Genomic DNA, 15,358 nt, shown 5'->3' with positions numbered 1-15,358 from the left:
TGATCCTTTTCTATAAAAGCCATAGCCCTATCAACAACCTCATCTATCGTCATAATTTCACCTCCTTTCTACTATCATTTTAACAAAAAAAGATTCCGACATTTTAATCGGTTCACATCAAAAAAGACCAATTATCATCAAAGATAGTTGGTCTTATGTTTTTATTTATCGGAATCTTTAGAAAGTCGGGATATAATCTTGAATTCCGATATCGGAATTCAAAAAGGATTATCGGTTCCTGATTCAAGTTTGCTTGTCTTATTAGCAGAAGAATTTGATACTTCTGTAAGTACTCTGCTTGGAGAAACTATGCATGAAGAAAGTTTGAACGAGGGAAGTTTAAAGAATATTTCTGAAAAACTTGAAGTTATCAATCTTCAGCTTGCGAAAAGAAATGAAATGAGAGTTCGAACAATTCGTTGTTTGTTCATTACAGTGTGTGTAATCATTGTAGTAGTATTTATTGCTTTTGCAGGTATTAATAGTGAATATTTGACTTGGAATTTTAACGACCCTGAGTTGGCAATTGTAGGCACTCTATTACATGGCTTTGAATTTTTGTTTGTAAGATTAGCGCCATTGGTTTTTATTGGTTCTTTAATTGGAATTGTATATACATATAGAAAACGATAATGGGAATATGGATGTGAAGCAATGCTATGCTATAGAGCATCTGGAACGTTTATTTTACAAGGATTTGAGATGGCAAAAATGTTATAGCTATATTATCCAAATGAGAGCTGGCATAAAGGGAGTACTTAAATATTTTCTTGTTGAAATACATAATTACATGTTACTAGCAACATGTAGATAGTGTGCTTAATGAGAAATATGTGTGATATCTGTAATGATACCTGTTTGCTAGGAAACTATGAATAGGACGTGAAATTTGGATATTATGAATATAAAAATCCGCAAAAGACAATTATACATTTAACGATTATGTTATACTTGCAGGGAATTAGAGTGAGATTTTATAATAGAGGTAATTATTAAAGTGGAAAAATATGTAGCTTTTTTGCGAGGAATCAATGTAGGTGGTAAAAATAAGGTTCCAATGGCAGAATTAAAAAAAGAGTTTGAAAAATGGGGATTTACGGAAGTAAAAACATATTTAAATAGTGGTAATGTTATTTTTTTAAGTGCAAAAGATGATTTGGGGTATTTAAAAGAACAAATTGAGATAAAATTAGAAGCTAGTTTTGGTTTTGAAATTCCAGTTTTGGTTATTACAAAAGCAAGACTTGAAGATATTTTAAATCATGCACCTGATTGGTGGGGAACTGACAATAAAGAAATTTATGATAATCTTATTTTTATTTTAGCTCCGGCTACATTTTCAAAAGTATATGATGAAATTGGTGAACCTAAAAAAGAATTGGAAAAAATTGAAAATTATGATAATGTAATTTTCTGGTCTTTTAATAGGAAGGAGTACCGAAAAACAAACTGGTGGCAAAAAACAGCCAGTATTGATATCAGTAATAGATTAACGATAAGAACAGCAAATACTATTAAAAAAATAGTTAAAATGTAATAGTTTTTGAATTTTTAATATATGAAAGGTGAGGTGATTAAAAATGATTGATATAGATATCTGGATGAAATATTTCTTGAAAGCATTGGATGAAACATTTAAACAACGGGTATGGTTTGTTGGGATTCAGGGAAGTTATGCTCGAGGTGAAGCAACTGAAAATAGTGATATTGACATGGTGGTAATACTTGATGAATTGACGATTAATGATCTTCAAATTTATGATAGAATGCTGGATACTTTATCATATCGTGAATTAATATGTGGTTTTCTTTCTGGAAAAGGTGAACTGATGAATTGGAATGCTGCCGATCTTTTCCAGTTTTATTATGATACTAAGCCGATAAAAGGTAGCCTTGATGATTTATTGGTATTGATTGATGATACTGCATTAAATAGAGCAATTAAAACAGGTGTATGCAATATTTATCATGGATGTGTACATAATATGTTGTATGATAAAAGTGAAGATATTTTAAAGGGGTTATATAAAGCAGCATCTTTTGTTGTTCAAGCAATTTATTTTAAACAAACAGGTCATTATATTAGACAGCAAAGTGAATTATTAGAAATTGTTTTACCTGAAGAACGTATTATTGTTGATACTTTTTTAACGATAAAAAATGGTGGAGTTATTGATTTTAAAGAAATGTCAAACATATTATTTACATGGGCTCAAAAATGGCTCATAAATATGAATAATTTATAATATTATATTTTAAGATTGAAGTATATAGGCTAGTGTCTTTAATACTTCTTTTTTATGGCGATTTTTATCATTTTAACAAGAAAAAAGTCATAATTTGCTAAAATCCTATTTTCACGCTATAATATAAAAAAGTATATTTACTAACAAATAATCTAATAACATGGGAAAGGGAATTAATACAATGACTATATTATTAGAAGAAATGGTTAAGATTATTATTATAGCAGCGATGCTTCAAATAGTTCATCTATTGGATGATAATAAAAATAAAATTATGATTATTAGTGTAATTAGTATTATTATTAATTATTTTCTATTATCAATGGACCTAACTAAAAATACTGTTGGATATGTAGCGTTTTATCCCGTTAATACTTTAATAATTGCTACAATGTGTAAAGAACTTAATAAAGGGCTATTTTATGGAATTTGTTATTATTTTATTCAGCCGATAATTTCTGTTGCTATTCTTTATTTAAATGTTTGTATGAATATGCAGTTTTCTTCATTAGCGAGTTATATAATAACTTTATTAAGTGCTGGTATCTTAGCAGGAGTTCATTATTTAAAATTAGTGCGTTATCGAGGGAATCTAATTGTTTTATTTTTATTAAACACAGTTGCTTTATTAATATCTATCTATTATGGATATTGTTTAATGAGTAATTATGTTATGTTAAGTGAAGTATTTTATTATGGATTAATAATCTTAGTAATTTGGATAGTTTTAAATAAGTTATTATGCCGCAACCAGCATATTTAATATAAATGGTTTTGAAATGGGAGCTGTAATAATTATAGATAGATTATTACAGCTATTTTTATGATAAATATGGAGGACGATAGTGTGATTAAAATAGGGATAATTGATGATCAGCCAAATTGGCTAACAGTAATCAATGATAAATTAAAAACACATTATCAGGGGTTATCATTATTTTTATATCGTTCGGTTAAAGAAATAGATCGTGATTTGGATTTTATTTTGTTGGACATTGATATGCCTGATGTTGATGGAATTGAATTTTCTAAAAAGAATCTTGATACTAAAATTGTTTTTATTACTAATTATGATACACGAATTAAAGAAGCGTTTGGACCAAATGTTTATGGATATATTTCTAAAAGCAACTTAGAAAATGAGTTATATAATAAAGTTGATGAAATGATAACATTAATTAAAGATAATTATACTGTTAGTTTTAATGTTCATGGTCAAGAAACATTGGTTAGAATTAATGATATTATTTATTGCCAGTTTTTAGGGGGACGAATTGTTTCGATTGTTTATAAAAATAAAAGTTTAATGATAAAAAATGTGACATTAAAAAAAGTAAGAGAGAAATTAGATAATCGTTTTATAAAGATTAATCGGGATACAATTATAAACCAAAATAAAATTATTGATTTTCAAAATGATAATGTTTATTTAGAAGGGGTTAATAGTCGTTTTGAAGTAAGTGTTCGTAATCGTACTTTGATAAAACGAATCTTTTTTGGAAAATACAGATGATTGCTAATTTATTAGAGTATTTATTTTGTTTAGTCTATGTGATTTCTCTTACCTTTGTTTTAATGTTTTTGTCTAAAAGAAAAATTGCGTTTAAAAAGATTCTATGTTTAGGATTTTTTTATTCGATCATAAATTATTTATTGACAGGAACAAATTCTTTAGTTTTACAAGAATATATGGTTTCTAATACATGTATTTGGGCATTTGATTTTGTTTATGTTAGTTGTCTGTTAGGAAAGTTTATAAAGAAGAATGCTTTTTATAGTTCAGTTTTTAATGTGGCTTATATTTTTAGTATCAATGCATATATTCATTTAAGTAATTTGTTTTTTGGCTTTAATCGAGCATTGGCGATGTCATGTTCATGGCAAAGAATAGTTATGGTTTTTGCAGTTAATATTTTAGCGATAGTTTTATTGATAGTGTTAAAGCGTTTAAAAATTTTACCAGGTGAAAAACTTTTAGGCCATCAAGCTAATTTATTTATTATATTTAATTTCTTTGTGTTATATGCATTAATGATAATTTTTATTATTGGTGTTGAAAGTTTGTATGATCTAAATGCGTTTATTGTTGTTGCCTTGTTAGTTATTTGGATCTTGTTTTTAAAAGTATTATCGTTATATATTGAAACAACGATAAAAAATGAGGATTTGTTGATGGCTAAAATGGCAAATCAGTATATTTCAAAATATATTGATTTTTATCGTCAGGAAAGTGAAAATTTAAGAAAGATTCGTCATGATTTAAAAAATCATCAGATGATTTTAGAAAGTATTGATAAGGAAAAGAAATACCAGCAATATATTGATGAAGTATTTACTGATGTTGAAAATAGTGATTTTGTAATTAGTGGTAATATTTTTGTTGATTCATGCTTATTTGTCAAAAAGCAAGAATATCCACAAATTGATTTTACTTATGATTTATCAATTAAGGAGTTAGTTTTTAATGATAAAGACTTAATGTCTTTATTGTTCAATTTAATTGACAATGCTTGTAAAGAAGCGATGATGGCAGATTGTAAGGTTGATATCGTAGTAAGTTATCAAAATGATATTTTAGTTATTCGTGTAACTAATACAGTACGTCAAAAGCCTAATTTTATTGTTAATAAAGGCGAAGAACATGGATTGGGCTTAAAGATTATTAATAGTATTGTAAATAAATATAATGGGGTAATATTTATCGATTATCCTGATGATAAGATTGTTTTTAATATAAAAATTAACGTTTGATGCAAAAAAACGACGCTTAGTGAAATATTGCCATAATAATTATTAATTTGTGATATATTATTATTAAAGGATGGTTATAGTAATAATCATTTTTGAATTAGTGTGGGAGAATCTTATTATTTAAATATTAATCAGGAAAGGAAAGGGGAAAGATAGCTTATTATCCAGGATATTTAAAAAATAAGTATATATACAAGTTATAAATTGTATATAAAGTGGGGCATAGGAAGTTTAATTATAAGCAGTAAAATATAATATGTGGAGAAGTTAATTATTATATAAAATGTTTTGACTTCATTATTTCATCAAAGCAAATATAGCCAGGGTTATCCTGGCTATGTTTGCGTTATTTTTTAATTATTTAAAATATTTTATTTTGGTAAAGTATATAACTATAAATATGATAATATTAATACCAATACAACTAATTAATAGCTTTACTAAATTTAATAATAACAATTGATTAACAGTTATAAATGATAAATAGTTTATCTTAATTGTGGCAAACATTGAACTAGTTTGATAAATAGTATGAGGATTTGTAAAGCCGCCAATCAATGAATAAATAAGATAAAAGATTATCATTGGTAATATTGCTGTTATAATGATAATTATAAAATTAATTATTAATTTTGATAAAAAGATTTTTTTATAACTATATCCTAAACAAAATAAATAATTACTTGTTTGTTCTTGAAATTCAACTAAGATAATATTTAAACTAGAAAAGATGATAATAACAATTACAACATATTTTAAAAATCCATCATATAAATTAATTAACCAGTTACCACCGCTATTATCATCAGGATTAATTTGATACTTTAATTGATAATTTCGATAATCAATATTACTTTGACTATCATAATCTAGATCTGTTATCATTCCTTGATTATAACTATCAATTTCATTATAGTTTTGATAAATATCCTGCCAGGATATGTTTCCGGCTATTCTTTGATAGCTAAGCATAATTTCATCATTTAAATTCTGATTTGTTTGTAGTTGCGTTTTAGCATTGTTTTGCTGCTTTGTTACATAACTTGGATGATAATAGTTAAATGAATAAAGCATATGAATCAATAAAATAAGAGAGATAACTATTGCTATTGCTAGATAAAGGGTATTATGACATGCTTTAATTGCTTCAAATTTAATTAGTTTTTTCATAATCGCTTACCTCAAAATAGCTTTTTAGAAATATAAATACAAAAGTATCCTAAAATAACTATGCCAATAAAATAACTTACTAAAGTTAAAGGACTATATCCATAAGTAATTAGAGCATGACTATTATCAAAAACAAACGGAATTAGATTACTGTGATATGTATAATCTAAACTTAAAAAATAGACGGCAGGAACAATACCAATAAAACCACTTATTAAAAGTGAAATCCATTTATTTTTTACAATGTAGATAAACAGCATTCCTAAAGTTGTATAAAATGCGATTTTAAATGCAGCTACAATTAATACTAAAGGTAAATACAGATAAAAGCTGATTATTGTTTGACTTGTGTCATTGATATTTAGATAATTAGTTACAATTGGATATCTAAAATCACCAACACCACCAATTATTGTTCCAATGATAAAGGCAGTAATAACAGTCGATAATAATATTACAATATTAATAATAAATGCAGTTATCCATTTAGATTGTAATAATCTGTTTTTAGGATATGGTAATGTCATGTAATAATTATATGTAACTGGCTTAAGATAAAAAACTAAGCAGCTAGTAAGTAAAGTAATTAATGGCATTAATATCAAAATGATAATACTTGTAGTTTGATAGATGCTACTAACACCATTAATTGATTCTAATTTATTGTAGCTAGTATTAATCATATTCATCGTATCAATATTATTTTCAATTAAGTACTGATTAAAGCTATTTTCATTTTGATAATACTGTCTAGTTTCATTGCTACCAACTGTATGATTACTTAAATAATATTCATTTTCCTTAATTTTCGTCTCTAAATAAAGATTACTATCCTTATTTTTTCGAGCTCGATAAAAATCTCTTTCAATTTCATAAAATTCATCATCATTTTCAATTTGTTCAATTTCATATGAACTTGTCAGATAATTTAGGGAAACTTGTTCAAAATCATTCATCATAATTAGATACCAGCTAGTAATAATGATCATTAATGCGATGATTATCAGATATTTTTTCCGTTGGATTAATTCAAATTTGATTAGTTTCTTCATTATTGATCATCTCCCGGTATAAAGCTTCAATATCATCATGATCATTTTTTACTTCACCAATAATCTTACCTTTGTGGATGAAAACAAAACGATCAGCAACTACTTCTAGTTCTTTTAAAATATGGCTGGATATTAATATTGCAGCTCCAGCTTCTTTTTCTTTAATAATTCGATTTCTAAATTTAATCACATTATCAAAATCCAAGCCATTAATTGGTTCATCTAATAAATATAATTTTGATTTATTCATAAAAGCCATTGCTAGTGCTACCTCCTGTTTCATTCCCAAAGATAGTTTTCTATTTTTTAATTTAATATCTTTGCCAAAATCGATATATTCAAAAGCTTCTAGCACATCATCTTTACTAAGATTTCTTAAATCACCATTAGCTTCAATCTGTTGTTTAACAGTTAAATTAGGATAAAGCGATGGTCCTTCGATAATGACACTCATAACTTTTAAAACATCTTCACGATTTTTAGTAACATCATGATCAAGAACTTTAATCGTGCCACTATCAATATTAATTAACTGACAAATAGCTTTCATTAAGGTACTTTTACCAGAACCATTTTTTCCAATTAAACCAACAATTTCACCTTGATTTACATTCATATTTATATCTTTTAATACCTGTTTATTTTTATAACTTTTATTAACATTTTCTATTCTTAAAATTTCCATAATTAACCTCTAAACTTATCATGTATAAAATGTGTAGTTTTAAAACAAGCAGTTTTACATTTTATCTATTATTAATCACTTTTTTCAAATTCAATGAAACAATTTTCTTTGTTTTTTACCATTTCACTTTCAATATCAAATCTAAAACTGTTACCAATATCTTGAAAATTGTAATAATTAGCAGTATAGATACATTCAGATTGGCTGAATTATTCTTATAACTTTCAAAAACGAAGGTATACTGTATATTTCTTTGGAATTGGTAATGCAACAAGTTTAATTTTTAGATTTATTTTTGATTTGGGGGGGTAAATCGACATCAAAACTAACAGTTTTATAAGATGTAATAATATTGAAGTGAGTAAATAGGAAAATTTATGAGTTCTTTAATATCAGATAAAAATAAGAGTTACTGCTATGCAAATGCATAAAGTTCCAATTATTAATAAACGATGTTTTTTCATAACAAAATTTTTCTTTTGATAAATATACCTTAGCATATTTATTATTTATGTTATTGTTTAAAATTACAGTATTATAAATTGGGGAGTATGTGGATTATTAGTTTTTATTATATTTATTTTTTAAATCAATTCTTTTTATATTCTTATAATAACATCTAATTATTTATATAGCAATTATGTATTTAGTGTGATATTTGGTAATAAAATTAATGATTTGAAAACTTATGAAATTAATGTCAATAATTTTGTTTTTATTTTGAAGATTAATTTTGTATCAGTTAATAATCTTGTATCAATTAAGAAAAATTGACGTAGAAAAATTCAATATTGATAATAAAATGGCAGGAATTGTTTTTAAACTACTAAAAGATTAATGCCTATATCATTTATTACATTACCCTAGTCAGGAAAAACATAATAAATATAAAAGGTAGAAATCAGTAACTATACTGTCACTATATTTCTACCTTTATTTTGATGCTCAGCCTCTAGAGAATTAAAGCTATAACTGCCTTTACGATAGTTTAAATTAAAGTATCATTATTTCTAAATATATATTAAGATAATTTTTATTACTCTTCTAATAGTGCTTTAATACTAAATCTATTTAACAAATAATTACTAACTACAAGCATAATAAAATTTAAACTAATAAATAAAATAGCGTTGAGTATCACTATTGAAATAAATGTATTAAATGTACAATCATAGAATAATAATAAAATTACTATCGAAACAATATTTGCTACTACTAAAGCATAAATAGAATAATCAAGCGATTCTATAAATAATATCTTTATGATTTCTTTTTTACTAAGTCCATTAGCATACAATAATGCAAGCTCATGTTTTCTTGAAATAATCAGCTTTGATTTATCATATATAATTAAAACTATGATACATGCCATTATTGCCTTAACTATATTTTCTACACCAGCTAATAATTGACTATTCAACAACTGTAATTTATCAATGTCAATTGTTGAATAAATAGTTATTTCATTATCTGTATTTTTTATTTGTTCGACAACCTTGTTGAAATCAACACTATTATCAAATCTAAGAATGTATAAATATGGTTCAACACTATCGGAAAATAATTCATTAAACTTAGAAACTGGGATATATACTATTTTATTGCCATTATCACTATAACCATTTTGATAGGTATCTTCTAAGATACCATTTATTTTTAAATCATATAACTTATCGAAATACATAAATGATAATTCATCGTTGTCTAATAGACCTTTCATACTGCTTGAAACATATATATTTGAATTATTTGCATAAGATTTATTTACTTTAGAGCTTAATTCGTTACAGTAAGTTTGAATTAATATCTCGTTGTCATTACAATGAGCATTAATTTCGTAAAAAGGAATAGCATCTCTAATTCCATCAATATTTTTAATTTTATTTAAAATATCATATGAAATATATTTATTAATACCATTTACAGATTTTCTTTTATTTGGCCCATAGTAAACTCTAATTTCTTCCATAGTGTTATTAATGATATTTTTTTCTACATATTCTTTATAATAATTGCTATAACCAACATTAAATAATAATATTACTGTCACCAATGATAGAATCAAATATAATAATTTTGAAATATGCTTTTTAGACCTTGATATATATCCTTTTATCGCTTTTTTACTTAGAATATTATTTCTTTTACATAAGTCATTAAATTTTAAATAATTTTTAATTTTCTTATCACATACAATCTTATTATCTTTTATTTTAAAAATATTATCTGCACTAGCAATAACTCTTTTATCATGGGTTACAACAAATACGATAGTTTCATTTGAATGAACAATTTGTTGTATCACGTCAATAACTAAATAACAGTTTTCCTGATCTAAATATGATGTCGGTTCATCAAATAACAATAATTTAGGTTTTTTTGCTAAAGCAAAACTAATTGCCACTCTTTGTCGTTCGCCGCCAGATAATTCATTAATTTTTTTATCTATTAATTCTTGTGTTTTTGTTTTGCTTAATAATTCATATACTTCATCATCGCTTAATTCAATACCTGATAAGTTTGCAGCAAAAATAATATTTTCTTTAACTGTTAATTTTTCAAAAAGATAATTCTCTTGAAAAACATATCCTATATCAATTCTGCGTTTAAGTGCAAAATCACTATGATTATTTAATTTGTTATCAAAAAATAAATAATCACTATTTAACTTTTCATTTAATAAGCCGATTTCATTTAATAATGTTGTTTTACCACAACCGCTTTCTCCAATTAAAACATTAAATGCTCCAGCAGTTAATTCAATTTGCGCATTAATAAAAATAGGTCGTTCAAAACTAATATTTATATTACTTAGCTTTATCATAAACGATATACCTGATAAAGAAATAATTAATACATAAAATAGCTATCCCAATTATTAAACTAACTACAGCAAAAATAAAAAACAACCACATTTTACTAACTTTGAAATATACACCGATATAATCAATTCGCATATAATAAATAAATATGTTCATTAAAGAAAATAAATTTTTAGTAGGTAATCTCTTTGATGATAAAATTTTAGTCAATCTTTTTTTTAAATTCAATATAATTTAAATTTGAAATTTCAATCATACAATTTTCTTTATTTTTCACAATCTCACTTTCAATATTAAAACCAAAACTATCACCATTATCTTGAAAATAAGTATTTGAAGAATAATACCAGTTTTCATCTTTGTTACTAATTAAATCAGTTTTACTAGTTATAAATACTTTATCATTTTGAAAATTATAATAATTAGCGGTATAGATATATTTAGGATTATCAACATTGTTCCCGTAACTTTCAAAAACTATGGTATATTGGTTATTACTTTGTAATTGTAATGCAACAATTTCAAAGTAACAGTTATCATCAATTTCAATTTTTCGATCAATCTCTGCTTCAGGATTTGTTAAATCAAGATTAAATTTAATGATTTTATCAGATTTACTTTGTTCAATAGTATATTCGTTTGAGGTGAAGAAATAAGAAAATTTATGAGTTCGTTTATACCAGATAAAAATAAGAGTTATTATAATACAAATACATAAGATTCCAATTATTAATAAACGATGTTTTTTCATTAAATCACCTTCTTTAATAAAATAATGAAATTGCTTTGAATTAGTTGAATCTTTAAACTATGCATAATTCTTTTTACATATATATAATATCAATTTAGTTATTTAGATAGTAAAAAATTAACCGAACGACATCATAATTACGTGAATAACAAAAAAATCAAGAATAAAATATTCTTGATTCAAAATGGTAACTATTTTTTATATTTTAGCTGGTCTTCTCTAATAGTAGTAAATATTTTATCTTTGGATACATCACTTAGATCTTTAATGTTGACATATTCTTCAGATGTAATCATATATGCTTCTAAGCTTATTCGATAGAAATTGAATAATTTCATAGCTTTTGATAAGGGAATATCAATATTATCATTTTCATAATCAGTTAATGTTGAATAGGAAATATTTAATGCTTGCGCTACATCTTTTCTACTTAGTTTACGTTCTTCACGAAATTTTTTGAGATCTTTTCCAAAAGTCATAAAGTACCTCCTTGAATAGAGGATACGATAATTTATAACGGTAAAACCGTCAGATGAAGTCGTTTACGAAGTAAATGTTTATTTCAGTAAAATATTTACAAAATTAGTCAAATTATGTAATTATTAATGATGATTAGATAGCAAAAAATAATTTATGACCCCCTAATACATAATTATTAAGTTGAGCTAATTGGGATAAAGTGGTTTAACTTCATGAAATCAAAAATAATTTAGCTATCTATCAGGAGGAATTATATGAAAACTAAAATGTTAAAAGTATTATTTGGTCTTGTAAATTTTGCGGCAATTTTTGCGGTAGCAACTACATCACTTTATGGTCATTACGAACCTGAATGTCCAAAAAAATTACAGAAATATCAAAAAAAATAGTCTGGCTATGTTAAAATAGATGTATTAGGGAGGGATTAGAATGAAATTAGTGATAATTGATGATGATTTTCAATTTGCAACGGCAATGAAGAATGATTTATTGATTCACTTTTGTAAATATGATGAAGATGTTGAAATAGACATAATAGATGATAATTATTTTAATCTAATTAATGCTAATCAATATCTTTTTTATTTTATTGATATTGATTTAAACAATATTAATGGTTATGACTTGGCTAATCGAATAAAACAAAATCAAAAGAATTGTTATATAATTTTTGTTTCATCTCATAATGATTTAATTCATGATTCATATAATTTACGTGCTTATTATTTTATTAGAAAAACTAGCTATAAAAAAGATTTAAATATTTTTTATTCAATAGTGGATCAAGAATTTCAAAACAATGATACATTTATTGATTTAAATTATAAAATGAGTAGAACCCAAATATCTTTAAATCAGATCATTTATTTGGAAAGTCAAGATCATAAAATAAAAATAGTTACTGTTAATGGAATGCATTTTGATAATCGAACTCTCAAAGCCTGGGCTCAATTACTTCCTGATGATAAGTTTATTCAGATTCATCGTTCTTTTATTATTAATATCGATCATTTGACGTCATATCGAAAGGGCCATTTGATTATGGTGAACAATGAAGATCTAGTAATTGGTAGAGTTTATAAAAATAAATTTGATCAATTTTATCAGGAGTATTTACTTAAATGATACTTTTTAATGCAATTATTAATTTTATTGAATCTTTATTGTTGGTTTGGCTTATTGCCGATTTTTTTGGTTTTAAAGAAAGTAAAAATAAATTTATTTTTATTACAACATTAATAGATTTTTTGATTTTAGAAATATCTCAATTTGCTAATTATTATGGTATTTTTTTATCATTCATTATTATGATTGTAATAATTATTTCTATTTATATTTTTACAAAAAGTGTAACATTTAAGCATGTATATATTATCTTAATTCAAAATGCACTGCTTATGATTTATATTGTTATAAGTGTGTATATTTGTGATTTGTTTACTTTTAAAGATACATATATTATTGAATGTATCTTGTGTAAAATACTGCAGTTATTTGGAAATATTATCTTATTAAAATATAAAGATAAATTAGCATTGACCTTGGAAATAACTAAGTGGAAAGTAGTTATTGTTTTTGAAGTGATTTTGCTTATTTTACTTTATAGTATGTTTTATAGAACTTTATTCAGTAATAATAGTGCTTTTTTCTTTGAGCTGAATGAGATATTATTGTTAATTTTATGTATTATGTTTATGTATATCGTTAATTTAATTAATGAAGAACATCGTGAAAAGATGCAATTAATCAAAGATAAGCAACAGGAAGAATTTCAAAGACAAAAATATTATGCTATAAGCAATGTGAAAAATGAAATTGAGGCATTGGATCATCGTTTGTTTTATACTGTCTTTAAAATTGAAGAATATTTAAAGAAACAGGACTATGAATCAATAGATAAGATAATAGATTATTATAAAAATCAGGTTTTAAAGCACAAATTGGTTATTGATACTGGAAATCATGTTTTTGATACATTATATAGTGTAAAAATAAATGAGATGGTAATGACTGGAATCGATATTAGTAATATTGTATTGATTAACAAGAATCAATTTTATGATGATTTGGGATTGATAAATTTTATTCAAAGAACATTGGATTTTTTTAGAGAATGTAAGTATTTGAAAATTGATATTAGTGAAGAAAATGGCTTTGTATTGTTCAAATTGATCTATCGTGATGGAATAGTTAATTTAGATGAATTAAAAATGTTTCTAGATGAAAATCCGTGGTTACCTGTTATGTATAACCTGGATGATTGTCAAATAAGAGGAATTAGAATAAGTTTTAAAATGGAGCAAGATGATGATTGATAAGATAAGTCAGTATTTTATAAAACAGAATATTATTAGTGATGAAGACAAAGAAGTGTGTGATTATGGTGTATTTGTAATTGGTTTTAATCTGTTATGTATGGCTAGTGTATTTGTAATTGGCTGGTTATTAATAGATTTAAAGTTTTCGATACTGTATTTGATATTTTACACACCAATAAGAATGCTATTGGGTGGCTATCATTCTAAAACACCTGTAAATTGTTATCTTTTAACGACAAGTGAAGCTATCATATTATTTATGTTATCAGATATTTTTATTAATCGGATAATTATGGTTGTAGCAATGGTATTAATGTTTGTGGCCATTATTAATTATTTATTTGATGAACATTATTGGGTATATAAATGTATTTTAACAGGACTGGTTTTATTATATTGTTTATTGATTGATAGATACCAGCTAGTTATTACTTATGTATTCTTTTTAAACAGTGTATCTTATCTCTTCGTTAAAATAAAAAATTTGATTACTAAAAAAACTGTAGGTTAATATATTTTGTAAAAGCTAGAAGTGTCAGTTAATAATGGCACTTCTTTTATTGCCCAAAATTTTAATTCAATTAATAAAAGAAAAAAACTCTTTTGTAAATGTATATAAATAACAAAGGAGGTTTTTTATGAAAGAAACAGATAAAAAGATTTATGATTTTAAAAGTGATGTTCTTTTTAAATATTCTTTAGCTGATGATAAAGATTACGATTGTCGTTATTTATTAAAACTGTTTATTGAAGGTATTTTAAAGATCGACTGTCATGATATTAAAGTATTAAATCCCGATTTAAGCCGTAATCATGTTGAAGATAAAGATATGATCTTAGATATTAGAGTAACCGTAGCCTCAGGTAAACAGATTGATATTGAAATGCAAAATTCAATCTTTTCACCAACCCAGCGCCATCGTTTTCAATTATATGGAGCTAAACTGTTAAGCCAGCAGGAAAAAAAGGGAGACCGTTATCAAAACATCAATCCAGTCTATCAGATAATCTTTATCAATGATGTTGATAGTGATAATCTAACCCTATATGATACATATCAAAGCCGAAATGAAAAAGGAAAAC

17 protein-coding genes are annotated in these 15,358 nt (G+C 24.9%); 11 read left to right on the top strand and 6 right to left on the bottom strand.

Annotation, left to right across the window (positions count from 1 at the left end):
- Positions 1-198 precede the first annotated feature (198 nt).
- From B5F09_RS13305 to B5F09_RS13280, 6 genes are all read left to right on the top strand, one after another.
- Entirely contained in the window at positions 199-633 is a 435-nt protein-coding gene (locus tag B5F09_RS13305; RefSeq protein ID WP_204215338.1) for a transcriptional regulator, read from the top strand.
- A gap of 364 nt (positions 634-997) precedes the next feature.
- Positions 998-1,537, top strand: coding sequence for a DUF1697 domain-containing protein (locus tag B5F09_RS13300; protein ID WP_087374762.1), 540 nt, complete (start codon positions 998-1,000; stop codon positions 1,535-1,537).
- Between the two features lie 43 nt (positions 1,538-1,580).
- The gene (locus B5F09_RS13295) at positions 1,581-2,246 is read left to right on the top strand and encodes a nucleotidyltransferase family protein (RefSeq protein WP_087374760.1); all 666 of its coding nucleotides are present in this window, start codon (positions 1,581-1,583) and stop codon (positions 2,244-2,246) included.
- 181 nt (positions 2,247-2,427) lie between these two features.
- Positions 2,428-3,009 carry a hypothetical protein gene (locus B5F09_RS13290; RefSeq protein ID WP_087374758.1) on the top strand — a complete coding sequence of 194 codons (582 nt, stop codon included), beginning with the start codon at positions 2,428-2,430 and terminating at the stop codon, positions 3,007-3,009.
- An 84-nt stretch (positions 3,010-3,093) separates the two neighbouring features.
- Entirely contained in the window at positions 3,094-3,759 is a 666-nt protein-coding gene (locus B5F09_RS13285; RefSeq protein WP_087303485.1) for a LytTR family DNA-binding domain-containing protein, read from the top strand.
- Positions 3,756-4,997: a GHKL domain-containing protein gene (locus B5F09_RS13280; RefSeq protein WP_087374756.1), complete on the top strand. Its 1,242-nt coding sequence runs from the start codon at positions 3,756-3,758 to the stop codon at positions 4,995-4,997. Before B5F09_RS13285 ends, B5F09_RS13280 begins: the two co-directional genes overlap by 4 nt.
- Before the next feature lie 357 nt (positions 4,998-5,354).
- Here B5F09_RS13280 and B5F09_RS13275 read toward each other — a convergent pair whose 3' ends face one another.
- The 6 genes from B5F09_RS13275 to B5F09_RS13250 form a co-directional block, all read right to left on the bottom strand.
- The gene (locus B5F09_RS13275) at positions 5,355-6,167 is read right to left on the bottom strand and encodes an ABC transporter permease subunit (RefSeq protein ID WP_087374754.1); all 813 of its coding nucleotides are present in this window, start codon (positions 6,165-6,167) and stop codon (positions 5,355-5,357) included.
- Between the two features lie 11 nt (positions 6,168-6,178).
- Positions 6,179-7,219 (bottom strand): ABC transporter permease subunit, encoded by a 1,041-nt coding sequence (locus tag B5F09_RS13270; RefSeq protein ID WP_087374752.1) that lies wholly within the window; start codon positions 7,217-7,219, stop codon positions 6,179-6,181.
- Positions 7,197-7,904: an ABC transporter ATP-binding protein gene (locus B5F09_RS13265; protein ID WP_087374749.1), complete on the bottom strand. Its 708-nt coding sequence runs from the start codon at positions 7,902-7,904 to the stop codon at positions 7,197-7,199. Before B5F09_RS13265 ends, B5F09_RS13270 begins: the two co-directional genes overlap by 23 nt.
- A 1,036-nt stretch (positions 7,905-8,940) precedes the next feature.
- The gene (locus B5F09_RS13260) at positions 8,941-10,728 is read right to left on the bottom strand and encodes an ATP-binding cassette domain-containing protein (RefSeq protein WP_087374747.1); all 1,788 of its coding nucleotides are present in this window, start codon (positions 10,726-10,728) and stop codon (positions 8,941-8,943) included.
- 200 nt (positions 10,729-10,928) lie between these two features.
- Positions 10,929-11,477 (bottom strand): hypothetical protein, encoded by a 549-nt coding sequence (locus B5F09_RS13255; RefSeq protein WP_087374744.1) that lies wholly within the window; start codon positions 11,475-11,477, stop codon positions 10,929-10,931.
- 191 nt (positions 11,478-11,668) lie between these two features.
- Positions 11,669-11,956 (bottom strand): helix-turn-helix transcriptional regulator, encoded by a 288-nt coding sequence (locus B5F09_RS13250; RefSeq protein WP_087302413.1) that lies wholly within the window; start codon positions 11,954-11,956, stop codon positions 11,669-11,671.
- A gap of 255 nt (positions 11,957-12,211) precedes the next feature.
- Between B5F09_RS13250 and B5F09_RS13245 the strand changes: the two genes are divergently transcribed.
- The 5 genes from B5F09_RS13245 to B5F09_RS13225 form a co-directional block, all read left to right on the top strand.
- Positions 12,212-12,346 (top strand): cyclic lactone autoinducer peptide, encoded by a 135-nt coding sequence (locus tag B5F09_RS13245; protein ID WP_087302411.1) that lies wholly within the window; start codon positions 12,212-12,214, stop codon positions 12,344-12,346.
- Positions 12,347-12,386: 40 nt separating this feature from the next.
- Positions 12,387-13,082 (top strand): LytTR family DNA-binding domain-containing protein, encoded by a 696-nt coding sequence (locus tag B5F09_RS13240; RefSeq protein ID WP_087374741.1) that lies wholly within the window; start codon positions 12,387-12,389, stop codon positions 13,080-13,082.
- On the top strand, positions 13,079-14,272 hold the full coding sequence (locus B5F09_RS13235) for a hypothetical protein (protein WP_087374739.1): 1,194 nt from the start codon (positions 13,079-13,081) through the stop codon (positions 14,270-14,272). The genes B5F09_RS13240 and B5F09_RS13235 overlap by 4 nt, the downstream gene beginning before the upstream one ends.
- On the top strand, positions 14,265-14,786 hold the full coding sequence (locus tag B5F09_RS13230; protein ID WP_158095229.1) for an accessory gene regulator B family protein: 522 nt from the start codon (positions 14,265-14,267) through the stop codon (positions 14,784-14,786). Before B5F09_RS13235 ends, B5F09_RS13230 begins: the two co-directional genes overlap by 8 nt.
- Before the next feature lie 127 nt (positions 14,787-14,913).
- Positions 14,914-15,358: PD-(D/E)XK nuclease family transposase (locus B5F09_RS13225; RefSeq protein ID WP_204215336.1), on the top strand; the 445-nt coding region annotated here is incomplete at its 3' end.

Origin of the sequence: Erysipelatoclostridium sp. An173 (genome assembly GCF_002160495.1) — a bacterium.
Lineage (GTDB): Bacteria > Bacillota_I > Bacilli_A > Erysipelotrichales > Coprobacillaceae > Thomasclavelia > Thomasclavelia merdavium.
Note: the sequence above shows the minus strand (reverse complement) of the source record. Positions and strands in the feature narration are given on the sequence as shown.

What these genes read in the sequence shown, in the direction of transcription:
- B5F09_RS13295 (WP_087374760.1), top strand. Translation starts at nt 1,581, where the DNA reads ATGATTGATATAGATATCTGGATGAAATATTTCTTGAAAGCATTGGAT.
- B5F09_RS13240 (WP_087374741.1), top strand. Translation starts at nt 12,387, where the DNA reads ATGAAATTAGTGATAATTGATGATGATTTTCAATTTGCAACGGCAATG.
- B5F09_RS13255 (WP_087374744.1), bottom strand. Translation starts at nt 11,477, where the DNA reads ATGAAAAAACATCGTTTATTAATAATTGGAATCTTATGTATTTGTATT.
- B5F09_RS13280 (WP_087374756.1), top strand. Translation starts at nt 3,756, where the DNA reads ATGATTGCTAATTTATTAGAGTATTTATTTTGTTTAGTCTATGTGATT.
- B5F09_RS13245 (WP_087302411.1), top strand. Translation starts at nt 12,212, where the DNA reads ATGAAAACTAAAATGTTAAAAGTATTATTTGGTCTTGTAAATTTTGCG.
- B5F09_RS13265 (WP_087374749.1), bottom strand. Translation starts at nt 7,904, where the DNA reads ATGGAAATTTTAAGAATAGAAAATGTTAATAAAAGTTATAAAAATAAA.
- B5F09_RS13260 (WP_087374747.1), bottom strand. Translation starts at nt 10,728, where the DNA reads ATGATAAAGCTAAGTAATATAAATATTAGTTTTGAACGACCTATTTTT.
- B5F09_RS13270 (WP_087374752.1), bottom strand. Translation starts at nt 7,219, where the DNA reads ATGAAGAAACTAATCAAATTTGAATTAATCCAACGGAAAAAATATCTG.
- B5F09_RS13230 (WP_158095229.1), top strand. Translation starts at nt 14,265, where the DNA reads ATGATTGATAAGATAAGTCAGTATTTTATAAAACAGAATATTATTAGT.
- B5F09_RS13250 (WP_087302413.1), bottom strand. Translation starts at nt 11,956, where the DNA reads ATGACTTTTGGAAAAGATCTCAAAAAATTTCGTGAAGAACGTAAACTA.
- B5F09_RS13290 (WP_087374758.1), top strand. Translation starts at nt 2,428, where the DNA reads ATGACTATATTATTAGAAGAAATGGTTAAGATTATTATTATAGCAGCG.
- B5F09_RS13275 (WP_087374754.1), bottom strand. Translation starts at nt 6,167, where the DNA reads ATGAAAAAACTAATTAAATTTGAAGCAATTAAAGCATGTCATAATACC.
- B5F09_RS13235 (WP_087374739.1), top strand. Translation starts at nt 13,079, where the DNA reads ATGATACTTTTTAATGCAATTATTAATTTTATTGAATCTTTATTGTTG.